Origin of the sequence: Cobetia sp. BMC6 (genome assembly GCF_029991385.1) — a bacterium.
Lineage (GTDB): Bacteria > Pseudomonadota > Gammaproteobacteria > Pseudomonadales > Halomonadaceae > Cobetia.
In genome coordinates this window covers 197050-211075 of the sequence record NZ_JAKUMF010000002.1, presented here as the reverse complement: position 1 = coordinate 211075, position 14026 = coordinate 197050, and the positions used below count along the sequence as shown (strand labels likewise).

13 protein-coding genes are annotated in these 14026 nt (G+C 63.2%); 9 read left to right on the top strand and 4 right to left on the bottom strand.

Translation table 11 applies throughout. The annotated features are described in order from the left end of the window. Positions 1-65: 65 nt before the first annotated feature. Positions 66-1952 (top strand): TonB-dependent receptor, encoded by a 1887-nt coding sequence (locus MKZ40_RS05140; RefSeq protein WP_175088281.1) that lies wholly within the window; start codon positions 66-68, stop codon positions 1950-1952. A 122-nt stretch (positions 1953-2074) separates the two neighbouring features. After that, positions 2075-2674: a cob(I)yrinic acid a,c-diamide adenosyltransferase gene (cobO, locus tag MKZ40_RS05135; RefSeq protein ID WP_175088282.1), complete on the top strand. Its 600-nt coding sequence runs from the start codon at positions 2075-2077 to the stop codon at positions 2672-2674. A gap of 50 nt (positions 2675-2724) precedes the next feature. On the opposite strand, the gene MKZ40_RS05130 is transcribed toward cobO, so the two are convergent. Continuing rightward, positions 2725-3561: a helical backbone metal receptor gene (locus MKZ40_RS05130; RefSeq protein ID WP_175088283.1), complete on the bottom strand. Its 837-nt coding sequence runs from the start codon at positions 3559-3561 to the stop codon at positions 2725-2727. Positions 3562-3739: 178 nt separating this feature from the next. Between MKZ40_RS05130 and MKZ40_RS05125 the strand changes: the two genes are divergently transcribed. Beyond that, positions 3740-4564: an SIMPL domain-containing protein gene (locus MKZ40_RS05125; RefSeq protein ID WP_175088284.1), complete on the top strand. Its 825-nt coding sequence runs from the start codon at positions 3740-3742 to the stop codon at positions 4562-4564. A gap of 122 nt (positions 4565-4686) precedes the next feature. Here MKZ40_RS05125 and pyrF read toward each other — a convergent pair whose 3' ends face one another. Further along, positions 4687-5388, bottom strand: coding sequence for an orotidine-5'-phosphate decarboxylase (gene pyrF / locus MKZ40_RS05120; RefSeq protein WP_175088285.1), 702 nt, complete (start codon positions 5386-5388; stop codon positions 4687-4689). Between the two features lie 295 nt (positions 5389-5683). On the opposite strand from pyrF, the gene MKZ40_RS05115 reads away from it, so the two are divergent. Next, complete coding sequence (locus MKZ40_RS05115; protein ID WP_175088286.1) at positions 5684-6094, top strand: helix-hairpin-helix domain-containing protein; 411 nt, start codon at positions 5684-5686, stop codon at positions 6092-6094. Between the two features lie 637 nt (positions 6095-6731). On the opposite strand, the gene MKZ40_RS05110 is transcribed toward MKZ40_RS05115, so the two are convergent. Both MKZ40_RS05110 and rfaH read right to left on the bottom strand, forming a co-directional pair. Then, a complete protein-coding gene (locus MKZ40_RS05110) occupies positions 6732-7238 on the bottom strand; it encodes a peptidylprolyl isomerase (RefSeq protein WP_175088287.1) in 507 nt (168 codons plus the stop codon). A gap of 68 nt (positions 7239-7306) precedes the next feature. Then, on the bottom strand, positions 7307-7834 hold the full coding sequence (gene rfaH, locus MKZ40_RS05105; protein WP_175088288.1) for a transcription/translation regulatory transformer protein RfaH: 528 nt from the start codon (positions 7832-7834) through the stop codon (positions 7307-7309). A gap of 253 nt (positions 7835-8087) precedes the next feature. On the opposite strand from rfaH, the gene MKZ40_RS05100 reads away from it, so the two are divergent. From MKZ40_RS05100 to MKZ40_RS05080, 5 genes are all read left to right on the top strand, one after another. Next, positions 8088-9293, top strand: coding sequence for an AmpG family muropeptide MFS transporter (locus MKZ40_RS05100; protein ID WP_175088289.1), 1206 nt, complete (start codon positions 8088-8090; stop codon positions 9291-9293). Positions 9294-9518: 225 nt separating this feature from the next. Beyond that, positions 9519-9878, top strand: a complete 360-nt coding sequence (locus tag MKZ40_RS05095) for an STAS domain-containing protein (RefSeq protein ID WP_175088290.1) — start codon at positions 9519-9521, stop codon at positions 9876-9878. Then, complete coding sequence (locus MKZ40_RS05090) at positions 9878-11050, top strand: polysaccharide biosynthesis/export family protein (RefSeq protein ID WP_175088291.1); 1173 nt, start codon at positions 9878-9880, stop codon at positions 11048-11050. Before MKZ40_RS05095 ends, MKZ40_RS05090 begins: the two co-directional genes overlap by 1 nt. 58 nt (positions 11051-11108) lie before the next feature. Next, the gene (locus MKZ40_RS05085; protein WP_175088292.1) at positions 11109-12563 is read left to right on the top strand and encodes a hypothetical protein; all 1455 of its coding nucleotides are present in this window, start codon (positions 11109-11111) and stop codon (positions 12561-12563) included. Positions 12564-12570: 7 nt separating this feature from the next. Continuing rightward, a complete protein-coding gene (locus tag MKZ40_RS05080) occupies positions 12571-13944 on the top strand; it encodes an O-antigen ligase family protein (protein WP_217485773.1) in 1374 nt (457 codons plus the stop codon). Positions 13945-14026 lie beyond the last annotated feature (82 nt).

The following is a 14026-nucleotide window of genomic DNA, read 5'->3' as shown; positions in this document are numbered from 1 at the left end:
GGCGTGTGCTCGCGCACCCTGTCACGCCTGTCCTCCTCATTGCGTCTGACGCCTGAGGATCATTCATGAAACACAACAACACTCGTGGTCGCGCATCCGCGCAGGCCAGCTTCACTCTCGTCGGTAGCCTGCTGCTGCTGACCCCGCCCGCCGTCGCTGCTGATACGCTGACCACCGATTCATCCGAGGACCTGGATACCGTTCAGGTCACCGCCAATCGCATTCCACAGCTGCAGAATGATGTCCTGGCCAGCACGGAAGTCATCACGCGTGACGAGATCGATCGCCTGCAGGCCAGTTCGCTGGTCGATCTGCTGCAGTCACGCAATGGCATCGAGGTCGCTCGCAGCGGCCCGATGGGCAGCCAGACCAGCCTCTTCATGCGCGGTACCGAGTCCGACCACACCTTGATTCTGGTCAATGGTCAGCGCGTCGCCAACAGTGCCGATGGCCTGGCGCATTTCGAATTCCTGCCACTCGCTGCCGTCGAGCGTGTCGAGATCGTGCGTGGCCCGCGCGCCAGCGTCTACGGCGCCGATGCCATCGGCGGTGTGATCAACCTGATCACGCGTGGCGGCAGCGAAGTCGGTCAGCATGCAGAAGTCACCCTGCGTGCCGGCAGCGACGGCACCTTCCGCCAGAACGCCCAGTTCAGCTCAGTGGAAGACGACACGCGCCTCTCGGCCAATCTCCATCATGATGAGAGCGATGGCTTCTCGGCCCGCGATACCGGCAGTGAAGATGATGGCTACGAGGCCACGGGCGCCGAACTGCGTCTTGGCCACGACTTCGGTCAGCAGGCCACGCTCAGCCTCGGCGTCGCCAACACCGAGACCGATTACGACTATGACGACTGCTACGACAGCAGCTTCAGTGCCTCGGAAGACTGCCACGGCGAAGGCAGCCAGATGGTATTGGATGCCAGCCTGCTGACGCACCTGAACCCGAACTGGGACATGACGGTCAGCGTGGCACGCACGCGGGACGAGTACGAGAACACCGAAGCCGGCAGCGATGCCGGGCGTGTCGCCAGCACCCGCAACGAGGTCGGCCTGCGCCACGACTTCTACACCGACCTCGGCACGCTCAGTCTGGGGGTGGACCATCGCGAGGAAAGCCTGGATGCCGATGGCCCCTACTTCACCGCCGAGGGCTACAGCGTCGATAGCCGCTATGCCACCGGCGTCTACGGCAGCTGGCATCTTCAGCAACAGCGTCACCACGTCACGACCAGCCTGCGTTACGACGACGACAATCGATATGGCCATCAGATGACGGGCGGCTCCAGCTACGCCTATGATCTGACGGCCGCGCAACAGCTCGGTGCCAGCTATTCCAGCGCATTCAAGGCACCGAACCTGATCGACCTCTACAGCCCCTACGGCTCCGGCAACCCGGATCTCGATGCCGAGACCTCCACGACGGCCGAACTCTTCTGGCGTCTGCAGGAGCAGCGGTGGCACGTAGGCGTCAATGCTTTCCAGACGGATATCGACAATCTGATCAGCTACGAAGGTGCCGATTTCATGCCGATCAATATCGATCGTTCACGCATCCGTGGCATCGAACTGAGCAGTGGCTGGCAAGGTGATGCGCTCAGCGTGAACCTTGCCATGACCTGGCAGGACCCGGAGGACCGCGATACCGGTGAGCAATTGAAGCGCCGAGCACAACGCTTTGCGCGTCTGGACGCCGATTACGCCCTCGACGACTGGAGCTTCGGCGCTACGCTTCGAGGCAGCGCCAGCCGCAGCGATACTGACGCAGACACCTACACCGACACGCGCACTGCCGGCTATGGCGTGGTCGACCTGCGCACCAGCTGGCAGGTGATGCCGAACGTCAAGCTGAGCGCCAAGCTGGATAACGTCTTCGATCGCGAATATCAGCTGGTCAATGGCTACAACACCCAGGGCCGTTATGTGGAAGGCGGCGTCACCTTCTTCTTCTGATCGGCTTTCCCGGGGCACCTCTTTCGAAGAGCCTCGGACGATAGCCAGCCACACATGGCACAGCACCGATCAGGGCACCGCCCCCGGGTCGATGCTGTGCCTTTGACTCACGGAGCATACGCATGACGGACCGCAATACCCGCCACAAGGTCGCGATGGAAAAGCTCAAGTCGCATGTCGATGACAAGGTGGCGCAGGCCACTGAGGAGCGCGGCCAGCTGCTGGTGTTCACCGGCAACGGCAAGGGCAAGACGACCGCCGCCTGGGGCACCATCACCCGCGCGCTGGGCTATGGCTACAAGGTCGGGGTCATCCAGTTCATCAAGGGGCTGTGGGAATGCGGCGAGCGCGAACGGCTCGCCGAGGATGCCAATCTCGAAGTGCATGCCATGACCACCGGCTTCACCTGGGATACCCAGAATCGTGAAGCCGATACCGCTGCCTGTCAGGCCGTGTGGCAGCAAGCGCAGCGCCTGATGCGCGATGACAGCGTCTATCTGGTGGTGCTCGACGAGCTGACCTACATGGTCAAGTTCGGCTATCTGCCGCTGGAGGAGGTGATGACGGCACTCGAGAATCGCCCAGCAGAACAGACCGTGATCATCACCGGGCGCAATGCCAATCGTGAAATCGTTGCCTGTGCCGATACCGTCACCGAGATGACCGAGATTCGCCACGGCTTCAATCATGGTCTCAAGGCACGGCGCGGCATCGATTTCTGAGCATCCAGCATTCCAGCCGCTCTTGCTCCGACGCGCTTGCTCTGACGCCTTCAGTCCGACGCCTGCACCTTCTCGATGGCAGCGCAGACCTCTGCCATCGCCTCGACACTGCGCGGGCCGGGACGACTGATCAGGTCAGGAGTCAGACCCGCCAGTGCCACCTCGGAAAGCGGCCCTTCACTCGCGCGCCAGGCGGCAACCCACTCCTCGCGCGCGGGCCCCTTCGCGATCGGATGCAGAATCAGGCGCGGCCTGGCCAGCCACAAGGCTTCCCGGTTGATCTGCGGCACCACGGCGGGTGAGTCCGTCAGTAGCGGCTCACCGCCGCAGCGCCGAATCAGCTCATTGACCAGATGGTTGCCGCCCAGCGTCGTCATCGGGCTTTCCCCCAGCTGGAAGAAGACCGGCAAGGGGGCACTGTCGCGGGCGCGCCCCAGCTGCTCGATTCGCGCTGCGAGCGTCGCCACATGCTTATCCGCAATGTCGCGGGTACCCAGCAAGGTGCCAAGCCGGGTGATATTGGACAGCACATCGTCGAGTGAGGCGGGCTCGCTGACGAAGACAGGCATCCCCAACGCTGTCAGACGCTCATGCATCTCATCGGAAAGCCCGCTGCCCCATGCCACGACCAGATCAGGCCGTGCACTGAGCAGTGCCTCCAGGTTGGGGCCGTGATAACTGGCCAGGCGCGGCAGCTCACTGACCGCAAGGGGGAAATCACTGCCCTGGCTCACGCCGATCAAGGCCGGCAAGCCTCCTGCCGCTGATACCAGCTCGGCCGCGTGCGGGGCCAGCGTGACCACCTGCTGCGCTGGCTGTGACAGCGTCACGACATCGCCTGCATCGTCGATCACCTCACGCCCTGCGGCCAGGGCAGGCGACGCCATCAGCAATGTCATGACGAGCGCCAGCACTGCCTGTGCAGCGCCTCGTATCCAGCGCAGTCTCTCGTATACCTTCACGCATCGCCCTCATTGCTGATACTTTCAAGCCTATCGCGCCCGCATTCATGCCCCTCACCAAGCGCCAAGCGACAATGTTGCCACTTTACTCAAGGGATTTCCCATGCTGATGAACCACGCCACCAGAGGCCCCGCCCCCCTCGCCCAGCGCCTGCGTCGTACCGCCATGCTGTGCGGCCTGGCGCTCTGCACCGCCAGCGCCACACACCTGGCCCGCGCCGACCAGACGCCCGCACCGGCACTGGTGCATGTCAGCGCCAGTGCCAGCCTGGAGGCAGCGCCCGACAAGGCAACCATCCAGGCTCGCCTGTGGGAGAAGACGCCCGCTCGCAAGGTGGATGACAAGGCTCCCGACAGCGAGGCCGAGGGCCAGGCGGCCCGCAAGGCGCGCGAGTCACTGGAATCACGCATGACGACACTGATTCAGGCACTGGAGAAAGCGGGCATCGACAGCCGTCAGATCAGCGCCGGCAGCCTCAACCTGCGTCCTGAGCAGTACTACGAGCGCAACAATGGTCAGCAGCAGCCCCAGCAATGGCGTCGTACGCACCTCGAACGCCCGATCAGCCTCGCTCTCGATGACCTGGACAAGGTGCCGGAAGTCATCGACCTGCTGTTGGGCGCTGGTGTCAATCAACTGGCCGGTGTGCAGTATCAGATCAGTGAACGGGACGCCCTGGAAGACAAGGTGTTGAAGGAGGCCTTGACCAAGGCACGCCACAAGGCACAGCTGATGGCCGAGACCCTCGGCGCGACCCTGGGCAACGTGCAGTCGATCAATGAGTCCTCTCACAGCCCGCGCCCGCAGATGATGGCGATGCGTGCCGACATGGCGGAGGCCAAGAGCAGCGGCAGCGAATACCGCCCGGGCGAGCTGAGCCTCGAGAGCAGCGTTCAGGTCAGCTGGCATATCAAGCCTGCCGATTGAGGTCGTCGCGTAAAACGTGAGCGAGTGATCAGCAGCAGTGATCACTGCCATGAAAAAGACGCCAGTCGCAGAGTCTGCGACTGGCGTCTTTTTTTATGCCCATGAGGCAGACAATCAGCCGATCAGGCGCCCAGCTCCTGCTCGATCAGCGCCAGCGCCGCCAGCGGATCCTGCGCCTGGGTGACAGGACGCCCGATCACCAGATGGGTGCTACCGGCCGCCATGGCTTCACCGGGCGTCATGGTGCGCCGCTGATCACCGGCCTGCGCGAAGCTCGGGCGAATACCCGGCGTCACCTTGAGAAACTCTGGGCCACACAGCGCCTTGAGGCTCGGGGTCTCACGTGCGGAGCACACCACACCGTGCATGCCACTCTGCTGGGCGAGGGCCGCCAGCCGCTCCACCTGCGCAAGCGGCGTGACATCCAGCCCGATACCGGCCAGATCGGCCTGTTCCATGCTGGTCAGCACCGTGACGGCGATCAACTGGGTGTCGAGGCCGCGAGTCGAAAGGGCTTCAGCGGCGGCCTGCATCATGCGCGCACCACCAGAGGCGTGGACATTGGTCATCCACACGCCGTGCTCCGCTGCCGCCAGCACGGCCTGAGCGGTGGTGTTGGGGATGTCATGGAATTTGAGATCGAGAAAGACCTCGAAGCCGCGTTGATGCAATGCCTTGAGAATCTCGGGACCCACACGCGTGAACAGCTCCTTGCCCACCTTGACGCGACAGCGCGCAGGATCCAGCTGGTCTGCCATGGCAAGCGCAGCACTCATGTCCGGGTAATCGAGGGCGATGATCAGGGGGGAAGTCGTGGCAGGCATCCGGGCTCCAGGCGATGTGGCAGGCGCAATGACAGGAGGTCATGGGCTCGGGGCAACATTATAGCGCTCGGCTCTGTGGTTGTATGCCCAGGGAAAGACGAATCGAATCAGCAGGCTAACGCCTCTTAGCGCTTTCTTGCGTTGAGCGCAGAAAGCGGCGTAAGGATGAGAAACCGTTTAAATCTAAATGACTACAAACCTAATACCTGAGCCAGAGTATTTCTCGCGCAGGGCCTCGGGTGGTGGCTCCGCGCACACCCAATCGACCACCCTGATGTGAGCATAGGAAGCGACCATGAAAACTCTATTAGGAACACTGCTCGTGACCAGCCTGTTGGTACTGTCACCGGCCAGCCAGGCCGCAGACATGAACATCAACACCGCCACTGCCGCACAACTGACCGAGCTCAAGGGCATCGGTGGCAAGAAGGCCCAGGCCATCGTCGAGTGGCGCAAGGCGAACGGCCCCTTCACCGACGTGTCACAGTTGACGGAAATCAAGGGAATCGGCCCCAATACGCTCAAGCGCATGAACACGACATTGACGCTGGGCGAGCCGGGCAAGACGACCTCGGGCATCAACACGAAGAGCCCGTCGGTCAAGCAAGACGAGGCTATCCAGAAGAACCAGGCTGTCAAGAAAGGCCAGAGCGTCGACTCCCACAAGGAAGTCGAGAGTCTCAAGACTGCCAGCAACAATAGTTGAGCCGCCTCACCAATCAGGCAACCTCGTGTCAGTCGCGGGGTTGCCTGCCCATCGACTCTCTTCCTCCCAGAGAACTGCAAAAAATTTCAAGTAGCGCACCGGCAAGCCAGCGTCATGCAAACGCGGTGCTAGCCATTCCCCCTATGCACCCCACAACCAAAAAAGCCGACCCGAAGGTCGGCTAGCGGGGTTTCCCCCTCCCCTGACGGCGAATCGGCACCTGCAAAAAAGCCCGATTCTGACAGCGGCCATCCTGGCCTGCCCCTTCCCCAAGGGGCTCCCTCAATGCCAGCCTCTGTCGGCAGCTGACACCTCTGCTTCTGACATCGGTAGCTTTGATATCAGTAGCTCTGATATCGCTAGCTCTTCCGCCTGTGTCGGCCTGCTGCGGCCTCGACAGGGACACTCTACCCCGCCCCGCCCCGCACGAATCTGATCTGCATCAAGTCCTGAAGGCTTCATGGATCGATCTTGGCGACTGGCGCGCAGACGACTGATCCATATCAATTTTCTCCATCGCCATAGGCCCCAACAACAGACAGCCCCGCTGCCGAGGATTCCGGCAGCGGGGCTGTCTGTTGTTGAAGAGGGGCTGCAACGAGGAGCTTGAGCGATACCCCCTTTTGCAATGCCTACTTCAGCGACGCACCTTCTTGTCTTCGATCTCGGTATGACTGACATCGAGACCGAGCGGATGACCGGCCGAGAGCTCGGCACGCGTGGCATCGCGCACTTCCAGCACCTCGACTTCCCAGCTAAGCGCCTGACCTGCCAGCGGATGATTGGCATCGACCTTGACCTGCTGCTCACCGACTTCCAGCACCGTGACCGACCGCTGGCCTTCCGGGGTGCGGGCCTGAAAGCGCATCCCGGCGTTGATCTCGCCCGGACCGAAGGCATCACGCCCGAAGTACTGCACCAGGCCTTCATCCCGCTCACCGAAACCTTCGGCAGGCGTCAGATTGACGATCTTGCGGTCGCCGACACCGCAGCCTTCAAGTGCGCTCTCCAGCGCTGCCAGAATATTGTCGTGGCCATGCAGGTAGTCCATCGGCTCACGCTCAAGGGAGCTATCCAGCACAGTGCCATCAGCGGTGCGCAGGGTGTAATGCAGGCTGACGACCTGCTGGGAAGTAATCGCCATGGGAACCACTCCAGAAGAAAGGTGCAATGCGGTCTCGCGGATCAAGTCGGATGAGACAGGTCGGCAACTCAGCTTTCGCTGCGTCGCAGCTGACGACTGGACAGCTCGACACGCTGTTGCTGATTGATCAGATTGAGCAGCACGATGACGCGCTCATCGCCCTTCGCGCTCTCGAAGACGCCACTGAGCGAACTCAAGGGGCCATCGATGATCTCGACCTGCTCGCCGGCCCGGAAATAGACATTCTCCGGCGGTTGCTCCTGGCGTTGCTCACCGCTGGCGATCAGGGCTTCCACCAGAGATGTCGGCACCGCCGTTGGCGTATTGCCGAAGCTGACCAGCTTGAGCACGCCACGGGTCGAGCGAATCGGACGCCAGTTGTCATCCATCTGATCAAGGCGTATGAACAGGTAATAGGGGAAGAGCGGCTCTTCGACCCAACGCAGCTTGCCGCCGCGCTTCCTTTCCACCTCCAACAGGGGGTGGAAGACGTGAAATCCCTGATTGGTGAGGTTCTCCGCCGCACGGAAGGACTCCCCGCCCTTGCACTGGATCAGATACCAATGCGCCTTGGCAGCTTCTCGGGCTTCACTCATGATGACCTCTCATTGCCTGCCTGCCCCACTCATGCGTGTCTCGACCTGCATCATGCCTGTCAGCTGACCGGCAGGACAATGCATGGCTCTTGCCCTCAGGCAGTGCGACAATCCGGCCATGAATGACGCAAGCGGCAGATAGCCGCTCACCGTGCGTGTGACACGCGCGGCCACACCCTCTGCATGGACAGGCAAGGCTTTGACTTCAAAGGATTTACGCTTACTCGCTGGCCGTCATGGTATCACGTTCCTGATGGGCTTCGCCTCCGGGCTGCCACTGCTGCTGACCGGTAGCGTGCTGCAGGCCTGGATGACGGATGCCGGAGTATCACTGGACGCCGTGGGCCTGCTCGCGCTCGTCGGCCTGCCCTATACCCTCAAGTTTCTGTGGGCGCCATTGCTGGACCGCATCATGCCGCCGGTGCTCGGCCGGCGCCGTGGCTGGCTGATGATCGCCCAGCTGGCCCTGACCGCCCTCATCGCGCTGCTTGCCTTGCAGGACCCGCACATGTCGCCGCTGACCATGGGCGCCATCGCGCTGGCGGTCAGCTTCTTCAGCGCCACCCAGGACATCGTGATCGATGCCTATCGGCGCGAGCATCTGCCGGACAACGAGTTGGGGCTGGGCTCCAGCTTCTATGTCTATGGCTACCGCATCGGCATGCTGATGGCCTCGGCCGGCGGCCTGGTGCTGGCCGACATGATCGGCTTCCGCGTGACCTACCTGATCATGGCCGCGACTCTTGGCGCCTGCATGCTGGTGACCCTGCTGGCACCGGAGCCCGAGGCACAGGCCGCGCCGCGCGCCCATCATCTGCATGAGATCCTGTGGGACCCCATCCGCCACTTCATGAAGCGCGACGGTGCCATCTGGCTGCTGCTGTTCATCCTGCTCTACAAGCTGGGCGATTCCGTGGCGGGCAATCTGACCACGCCCTTCTACAAGGACATCGGCTTCAGCAACTCCCAGATCGGCGCGACCGTGAAGCTGTTCGGTCTTTGGCCGTTGCTGGCCGGCACCTTCTTCGGCGGCCTGATGATCATGCGCATCGGTATCTATCGGGCGCTCTGGTGGTTCGGCATCCTGCAGATGGTGTCGACTGCCGGCTTCGTGTGGCTGCATCACGTCGGTGATTCGTTGCCGTGGCTCGCGGCTGTGGTCGCCTTCGAAAACCTGGCGGCCGGCATGGGCAGCGCCGCCTTCATCGCCTTCATGGGCGCGCTGACCGACAAGCGCTTCACCGCCGGCCAGTACGCGATGCTCTCCTCGATCATGGGCCTGCCGCGCGTGGTGATTGCCGCGCCCTCCGGCTATCTGGCCGATGCGGCCGGCTGGGACAGCTTCTTCTGGATCTGCACGCTGGCCGCCATACCGGGCCTGTTGCTGTTGCTGCGCTTTCGCCACTGGGGCACGATGCTGGCCACGCCGCACAAGTCACCCGCCATGTCGGGCGAGTGACAACGCCGCGAAGGCATCCTCGAAAACCTGAAAACAGCAAGAGAGCCCGAGAACAGCGGGCAGAACCACAAAACCCAGCAGGAAAGAATGAGGCAAGTCAGTCGGCGCCGTTGACACTGTAACAGCAGGTAAACGATGCTTATGCGGCATAGTGCATAAAGATAACAAGCTGCACTGCAGGCCCAGCTGGGGCCAGGCGGTGACATCAAGCACAGGGAGCCCGTCATGCCCATCACCACCCGGATGCAAGAAGGCATCATGATCACGCCGCCTGCCCAGCTGACAGGCGAGCTCGCGCGCTATTTCCGCCAGGAGATGCTGGCGATGATTCCTGAGCACACCGGCACGCTGGCGGTGGATCTCAGCCATGTCGAAGCCATCGATGCCGATGGTCTTTCGGTGCTGGTCAGCTTGCATGATGCGCTGTCCCCGGCGGCGCTGGTGGTGGTCGAACCCTCGCCGGTCATGCAGGCAGAGCTGGAGCGCGTGCGCCTGTTCGAGCTCTTCGATATCTACTATCAGCGCGACCCACTGCTGGAGTCGAGCGGTGACACGCGGACAGGGCCTTCTCGTGAGGTAGCCTGATGAAACGCGACCTGACTCGGCCCACCTCCCTTGCCTGCTCTCTTCGACGCCTGCTGGGCGTCGCGGTCACGGCCGGCCTGATGGGCGGCTGTACGCCGATCATGCTGGACGACACTCCCGCCGAGGACCACTGGCAACAGGCGACCCACTGGCCACTGGAGCTGCCTGCCCCTCATGCCGATGATCGCTTCATGCAACTGCCCGCGGGCGATGACCAGCGGCTGGCGGCGGGTGATCGTCTGAGCGTCAGGGTCGCCGGCAGCGAACTCTTCGATGGCAGCTACGAGGTGGATCATGACGGACGTCTGCGCCTGCCGTGGCTCTCGCCGGTCGAGGCCTCCAACAAGACCATCGACGACCTGGCGGATGAGGTCACCCGGCGTCTGGTGCAGGAAGAGCTGATTCGCCCGGGCCTGGCACATGTCAGCATCCGGCTCGAGGAATGGGCGCCGCTGGCCGTCGCGGTGTCCGGCGCGGTGTTCTTCCCGGGGGAGGCGGTCATCAATACCCGCCTGCCGGAAGAGCGCATGGTGCGCCGCGATTTCGCTGGCGGCGATGCCAGTCAACAACGCCGTCTATCGGCGGCCTTGACCACGGCCGGTGGCATCCGCCCCGATGCGGACCTGAGCCATATCGAGCTGATTCGCGACGGCCAGACACAGATTCTCGACATGCGAGGCCTGATCGACGGCGAGTATGCCGCCAATCCCTGGCTGCGTGTGGGTGACCGCATCCACGTGCCTTCCAGCGGCGCCTTCCAGGCCGCGCTGATGCGCCCCTCGCCTCTCACCGCGCCGGGCATCGTCATCTATGCCTCCAACCTGACCACCCCTGCCAACAACAACAACGTCAGCAATTACACGGTGTTGCGCTCGCAGGTGCCCTACGGCGTGCGCATGCTGCAGGGCGTGATCAATGCCAACTGCGTCGGCGGCATCCAGGCGACCTCCGGTTCACGTCGCGCGGTGCTGATCAGCACCAACCCGATGACGCATCAGCCGGTCGTGGTCGATCGCGGTATCGATGCCCTGCTGGCCAATCCGGCGGATGTGGGCGTCAATCCCTACCTGATGCCCGAAGATGTGGTCGGCTGCTATGACTCCGGTGTCACCAACATCCGTGATATCGCCCGCACGCTGACTGACCTGCTCACGCCGGCCACTCTGCTGTAACCCATCGCCTGTCCGTTGATGGAATGCGACTGATCACTACCACGCGACAAGGATGTGCATGACAGAGTCCCGCTCACCCGATACACCACAAGACGCAGCCAAGCCCTCACTGGGACGACGACTTCTGGGCGTCCTGCTGGGCTGGGCGGCGCGTGGCTCCAGCATGCGCCCGCGCACCCGCCGCGCGGCCTACCTGCTGCTGGCGACCGCCATCATGAGTGTCATCTGGGGGGTGACCATCACTTTCATCGCCGTGGCACCTGTCACCTACACCACCAGCTGGACGATGATCCTGCCGGGTACCGGCTCCGGCCTGTCGGTGAACTTCGAGAGCATCGGCCAGGCCAGCACCAGCGCCAACTCTTCCTATTCCAGCTCCTCGCTGGACCCCAAGGTCAACTACCGCGCCATCGCCGAGAGTCCCGCCGTGCTCGAGCGTGCTGCCAGCATGGTCGACATGCATCCCGACGATTACGGCAAGCCCAAGATCAAGCTGACCGACCAGACCGCCCTGATCGCCTTCCAGACCAGCGCGCCGAGCGCCAGGGCCGCGCTCGCACGTGCCAATGCGCACATCGATGCCTTCAATGAAGTGATCGAACAGCTGCGCGATGATGAACAGGCGCGCCGCGAAGCCGTCATCCGCCGCTCGCTGGAGACCTACGACCGCACGCTCAAGGAAACCCAGCGCAAGCTGCTCGAGTTCCAGTCCACCTCCGGGCTGGTCTCCATGGAGCAGTTCAAGGAATTGACGCTGAGTGTCGAGGCGCTCAAGGACACACTCGAGACGCGTGATGGCGAGCTGTCGGCTCTGGATGCCCGGCTCGCCACCCTGTCCAGTCGCCTGGGGCTGGATGCCGGCCAGGCCGGTGGCGTGATCGCCCTGCAGCGCGATGCCCGCTATCAGGCGCTGCTGACGCAGGCAGCGGAGCAGGCGGCCAGTCTCGATGAAGCACGCGGCAAATGGGGCGAGCGCAATCCGGAAGTCATCAACCTGGCCGCGGGACTTGATTCTCTCGAGCGTTCGCTGGCCTCACGCATGCGCCAGCTGCTTCCCCGCCAGTCCTCGCGCAACCAGAGTGCCCTGCGTGCCGCGTCCGGCCATGCCAATCAGGACACTCTGGTCGGCGAACTGATCACCCTGGATACCCAGCGGCGCGGCGTGATCAGCGAGCTTGCCACCGGGCGGGCCAATCTGGCGGCCCGCCAGCAACGGCTGGACAACAGTGTCGCCAAGGCCGCCCAACTGCAGGACCTGCTGCGCGAGCAGCAGGTCGCCACGGCGGTCTACACCACGGCGCTGGCCAAGATCGACATCGGCCAGATCGACCCCTTCGCCAGCTACCCGATGCTGCAGATTCTGGACCCACCGCCACTGCCCGAGAAGGCGGATTCGCTGGGCATCAAGCTGGCCATCGTCGGCGCGCTGGCCGCCAGCGTCTTCAGCATCATCGGCCTGATCCTGCTGTGGATCAGGAAACCCTACCTGCTGCGCCTGCAGCAAAGCGTGTGAGCCGCCGATGTTTTCCCTGAAGGCCGGACCGGAGGCGGATGTCCGCCCCGAGACCCCGGAAGAGCGCATCATCTGGTTCTCGATCACCGCCACCTATCTGTTCTATCTGGTCGGCGGCCTCTATGTGCTGGCACCGGTGCTGGCATGGTCATTGGTGATGCGTGCCGCCTGGTTGCACCTCAAGGGCCGCCAGCGTTTTCCGCGCCTGCCCTGGCCGCTATGGGTGTGGATCATCGGCATGATCGTGATGGAGTTCTCGCTGCTGGCCGGCCATCTGATCGAGAACCTCGGCACCGGCAAGCTGATCAAGTCCTCCATCGGCTGGGCCAAGGGCTGGGCGCTGCTGGCAGTCTTCCCGGTCATCGGCTGCCTGGCGATCCGTCCGGCGGTGATCATTCGCGCGGCCATGCATGTCTGCCTGCATACCATGCTGTTGCTGCCGGTATTCGTCGGCGCCTGGCTGGCGGGGCTGCCCCAGGTACCCTTTGTCTCGCCACTACAGGCTATCGGTGGGCCGGGGCCGGAATTCTTCGCCGTCTCGCTCTACGAGATCGATCCCGGCAGCGGCATGCCGCGCTGGCGACTGTTCACGCCCTGGGCCCCGGCGGTGGGCTTTGTCGCCAGCATCTATTTCGCCTGTGCCCTGCTGGAGAAGCATCCGCTATGGAAGGCGATCGGCATCGGCGGCAGCGTGCTGATGATCCTGATGTCCGGTTCACGAATGGCACTGGTGTCGCTGGTATTGATCAGCGCCGGGATGTTCCTGCTCAAGCGCCTGCACAAGCCGTGGCTGTGGTTCAGCTTCTCCGGCCTCAGCCTGATCGCCGGCTTTCTCGGCGCACCGATTCTGGAAGCCATCGACAACTTCATCGCCGCCTTCAAGGGCTCGCGAGCGGACTCGACCCGTGTGCGTGCCGCGCTGGGGCGTATCGCGGTGGATCGCTGGCGCAATGAGGCACCATGGTTCGGCCACGGCATCGTCGAGCGCGGACCGCACCTGGTGGAGTACATGCCGATCGGCTCTCACCACAGCTGGTATGGACTCCTGTTCGTCAAGGGCATCTTCGGGCTTTTCGCGCTGCTGATCCCGATGCTGGCCAGCCTGCTGCATCTGCTGCGCTTCGTGGTCGGCCGCCCTGTCGTGCAGCTGGGCCTGATCATGGTCGGCCTGCTGTTCGTCTACTCCTTCGGCGAGAACCTGGAGATTCTGGCCTATCTGATCTGGCCGGGACTGATCCTGATCGGCAAGGCGCACCAATTGGCGGGCCTGCCCGCCAGCGAAGGGCATATCCACAACATGGGACCGGTGGATGTGGAAAAGCCGCTTTCAAGGGCAGCGCCCGCCTCCGCCGATGCCGGCAGCAGCGACACGGCAACCTAGTCCGATCACGGGATAGTGGAACAAGGCTGCGCCAGATCACGCCAATTCATCAGTACATTGCGCTAGAGTGGCTACACCAGCC

Coding starts and splice junctions, on each gene's coding strand:
- MKZ40_RS05115 (WP_175088286.1), top strand. CDS start 5,684: ATGAAAACTCTATTAGGAACACTGCTCGTGACCAGCCTGTTGGTACTG.
- pyrF (WP_175088285.1), bottom strand. CDS start 5,388: ATGCCTGCCACGACTTCCCCCCTGATCATCGCCCTCGATTACCCGGAC.
- rfaH (WP_175088288.1), bottom strand. CDS start 7,834: ATGAGTGAAGCCCGAGAAGCTGCCAAGGCGCATTGGTATCTGATCCAG.
- cobO (WP_175088282.1), top strand. CDS start 2,075: ATGACGGACCGCAATACCCGCCACAAGGTCGCGATGGAAAAGCTCAAG.
- MKZ40_RS05130 (WP_175088283.1), bottom strand. CDS start 3,561: ATGGCGTCGCCTGCCCTGGCCGCAGGGCGTGAGGTGATCGACGATGCA.
- MKZ40_RS05080 (WP_217485773.1), top strand. CDS start 12,571: ATGTTTTCCCTGAAGGCCGGACCGGAGGCGGATGTCCGCCCCGAGACC.
- MKZ40_RS05090 (WP_175088291.1), top strand. CDS start 9,878: ATGAAACGCGACCTGACTCGGCCCACCTCCCTTGCCTGCTCTCTTCGA.
- MKZ40_RS05095 (WP_175088290.1), top strand. CDS start 9,519: ATGCCCATCACCACCCGGATGCAAGAAGGCATCATGATCACGCCGCCT.
- MKZ40_RS05140 (WP_175088281.1), top strand. CDS start 66: ATGAAACACAACAACACTCGTGGTCGCGCATCCGCGCAGGCCAGCTTC.
- MKZ40_RS05110 (WP_175088287.1), bottom strand. CDS start 7,238: ATGGCGATTACTTCCCAGCAGGTCGTCAGCCTGCATTACACCCTGCGC.
- MKZ40_RS05125 (WP_175088284.1), top strand. CDS start 3,740: ATGCTGATGAACCACGCCACCAGAGGCCCCGCCCCCCTCGCCCAGCGC.
- MKZ40_RS05085 (WP_175088292.1), top strand. CDS start 11,109: ATGACAGAGTCCCGCTCACCCGATACACCACAAGACGCAGCCAAGCCC.
- MKZ40_RS05100 (WP_175088289.1), top strand. CDS start 8,088: ATGGGCTTCGCCTCCGGGCTGCCACTGCTGCTGACCGGTAGCGTGCTG.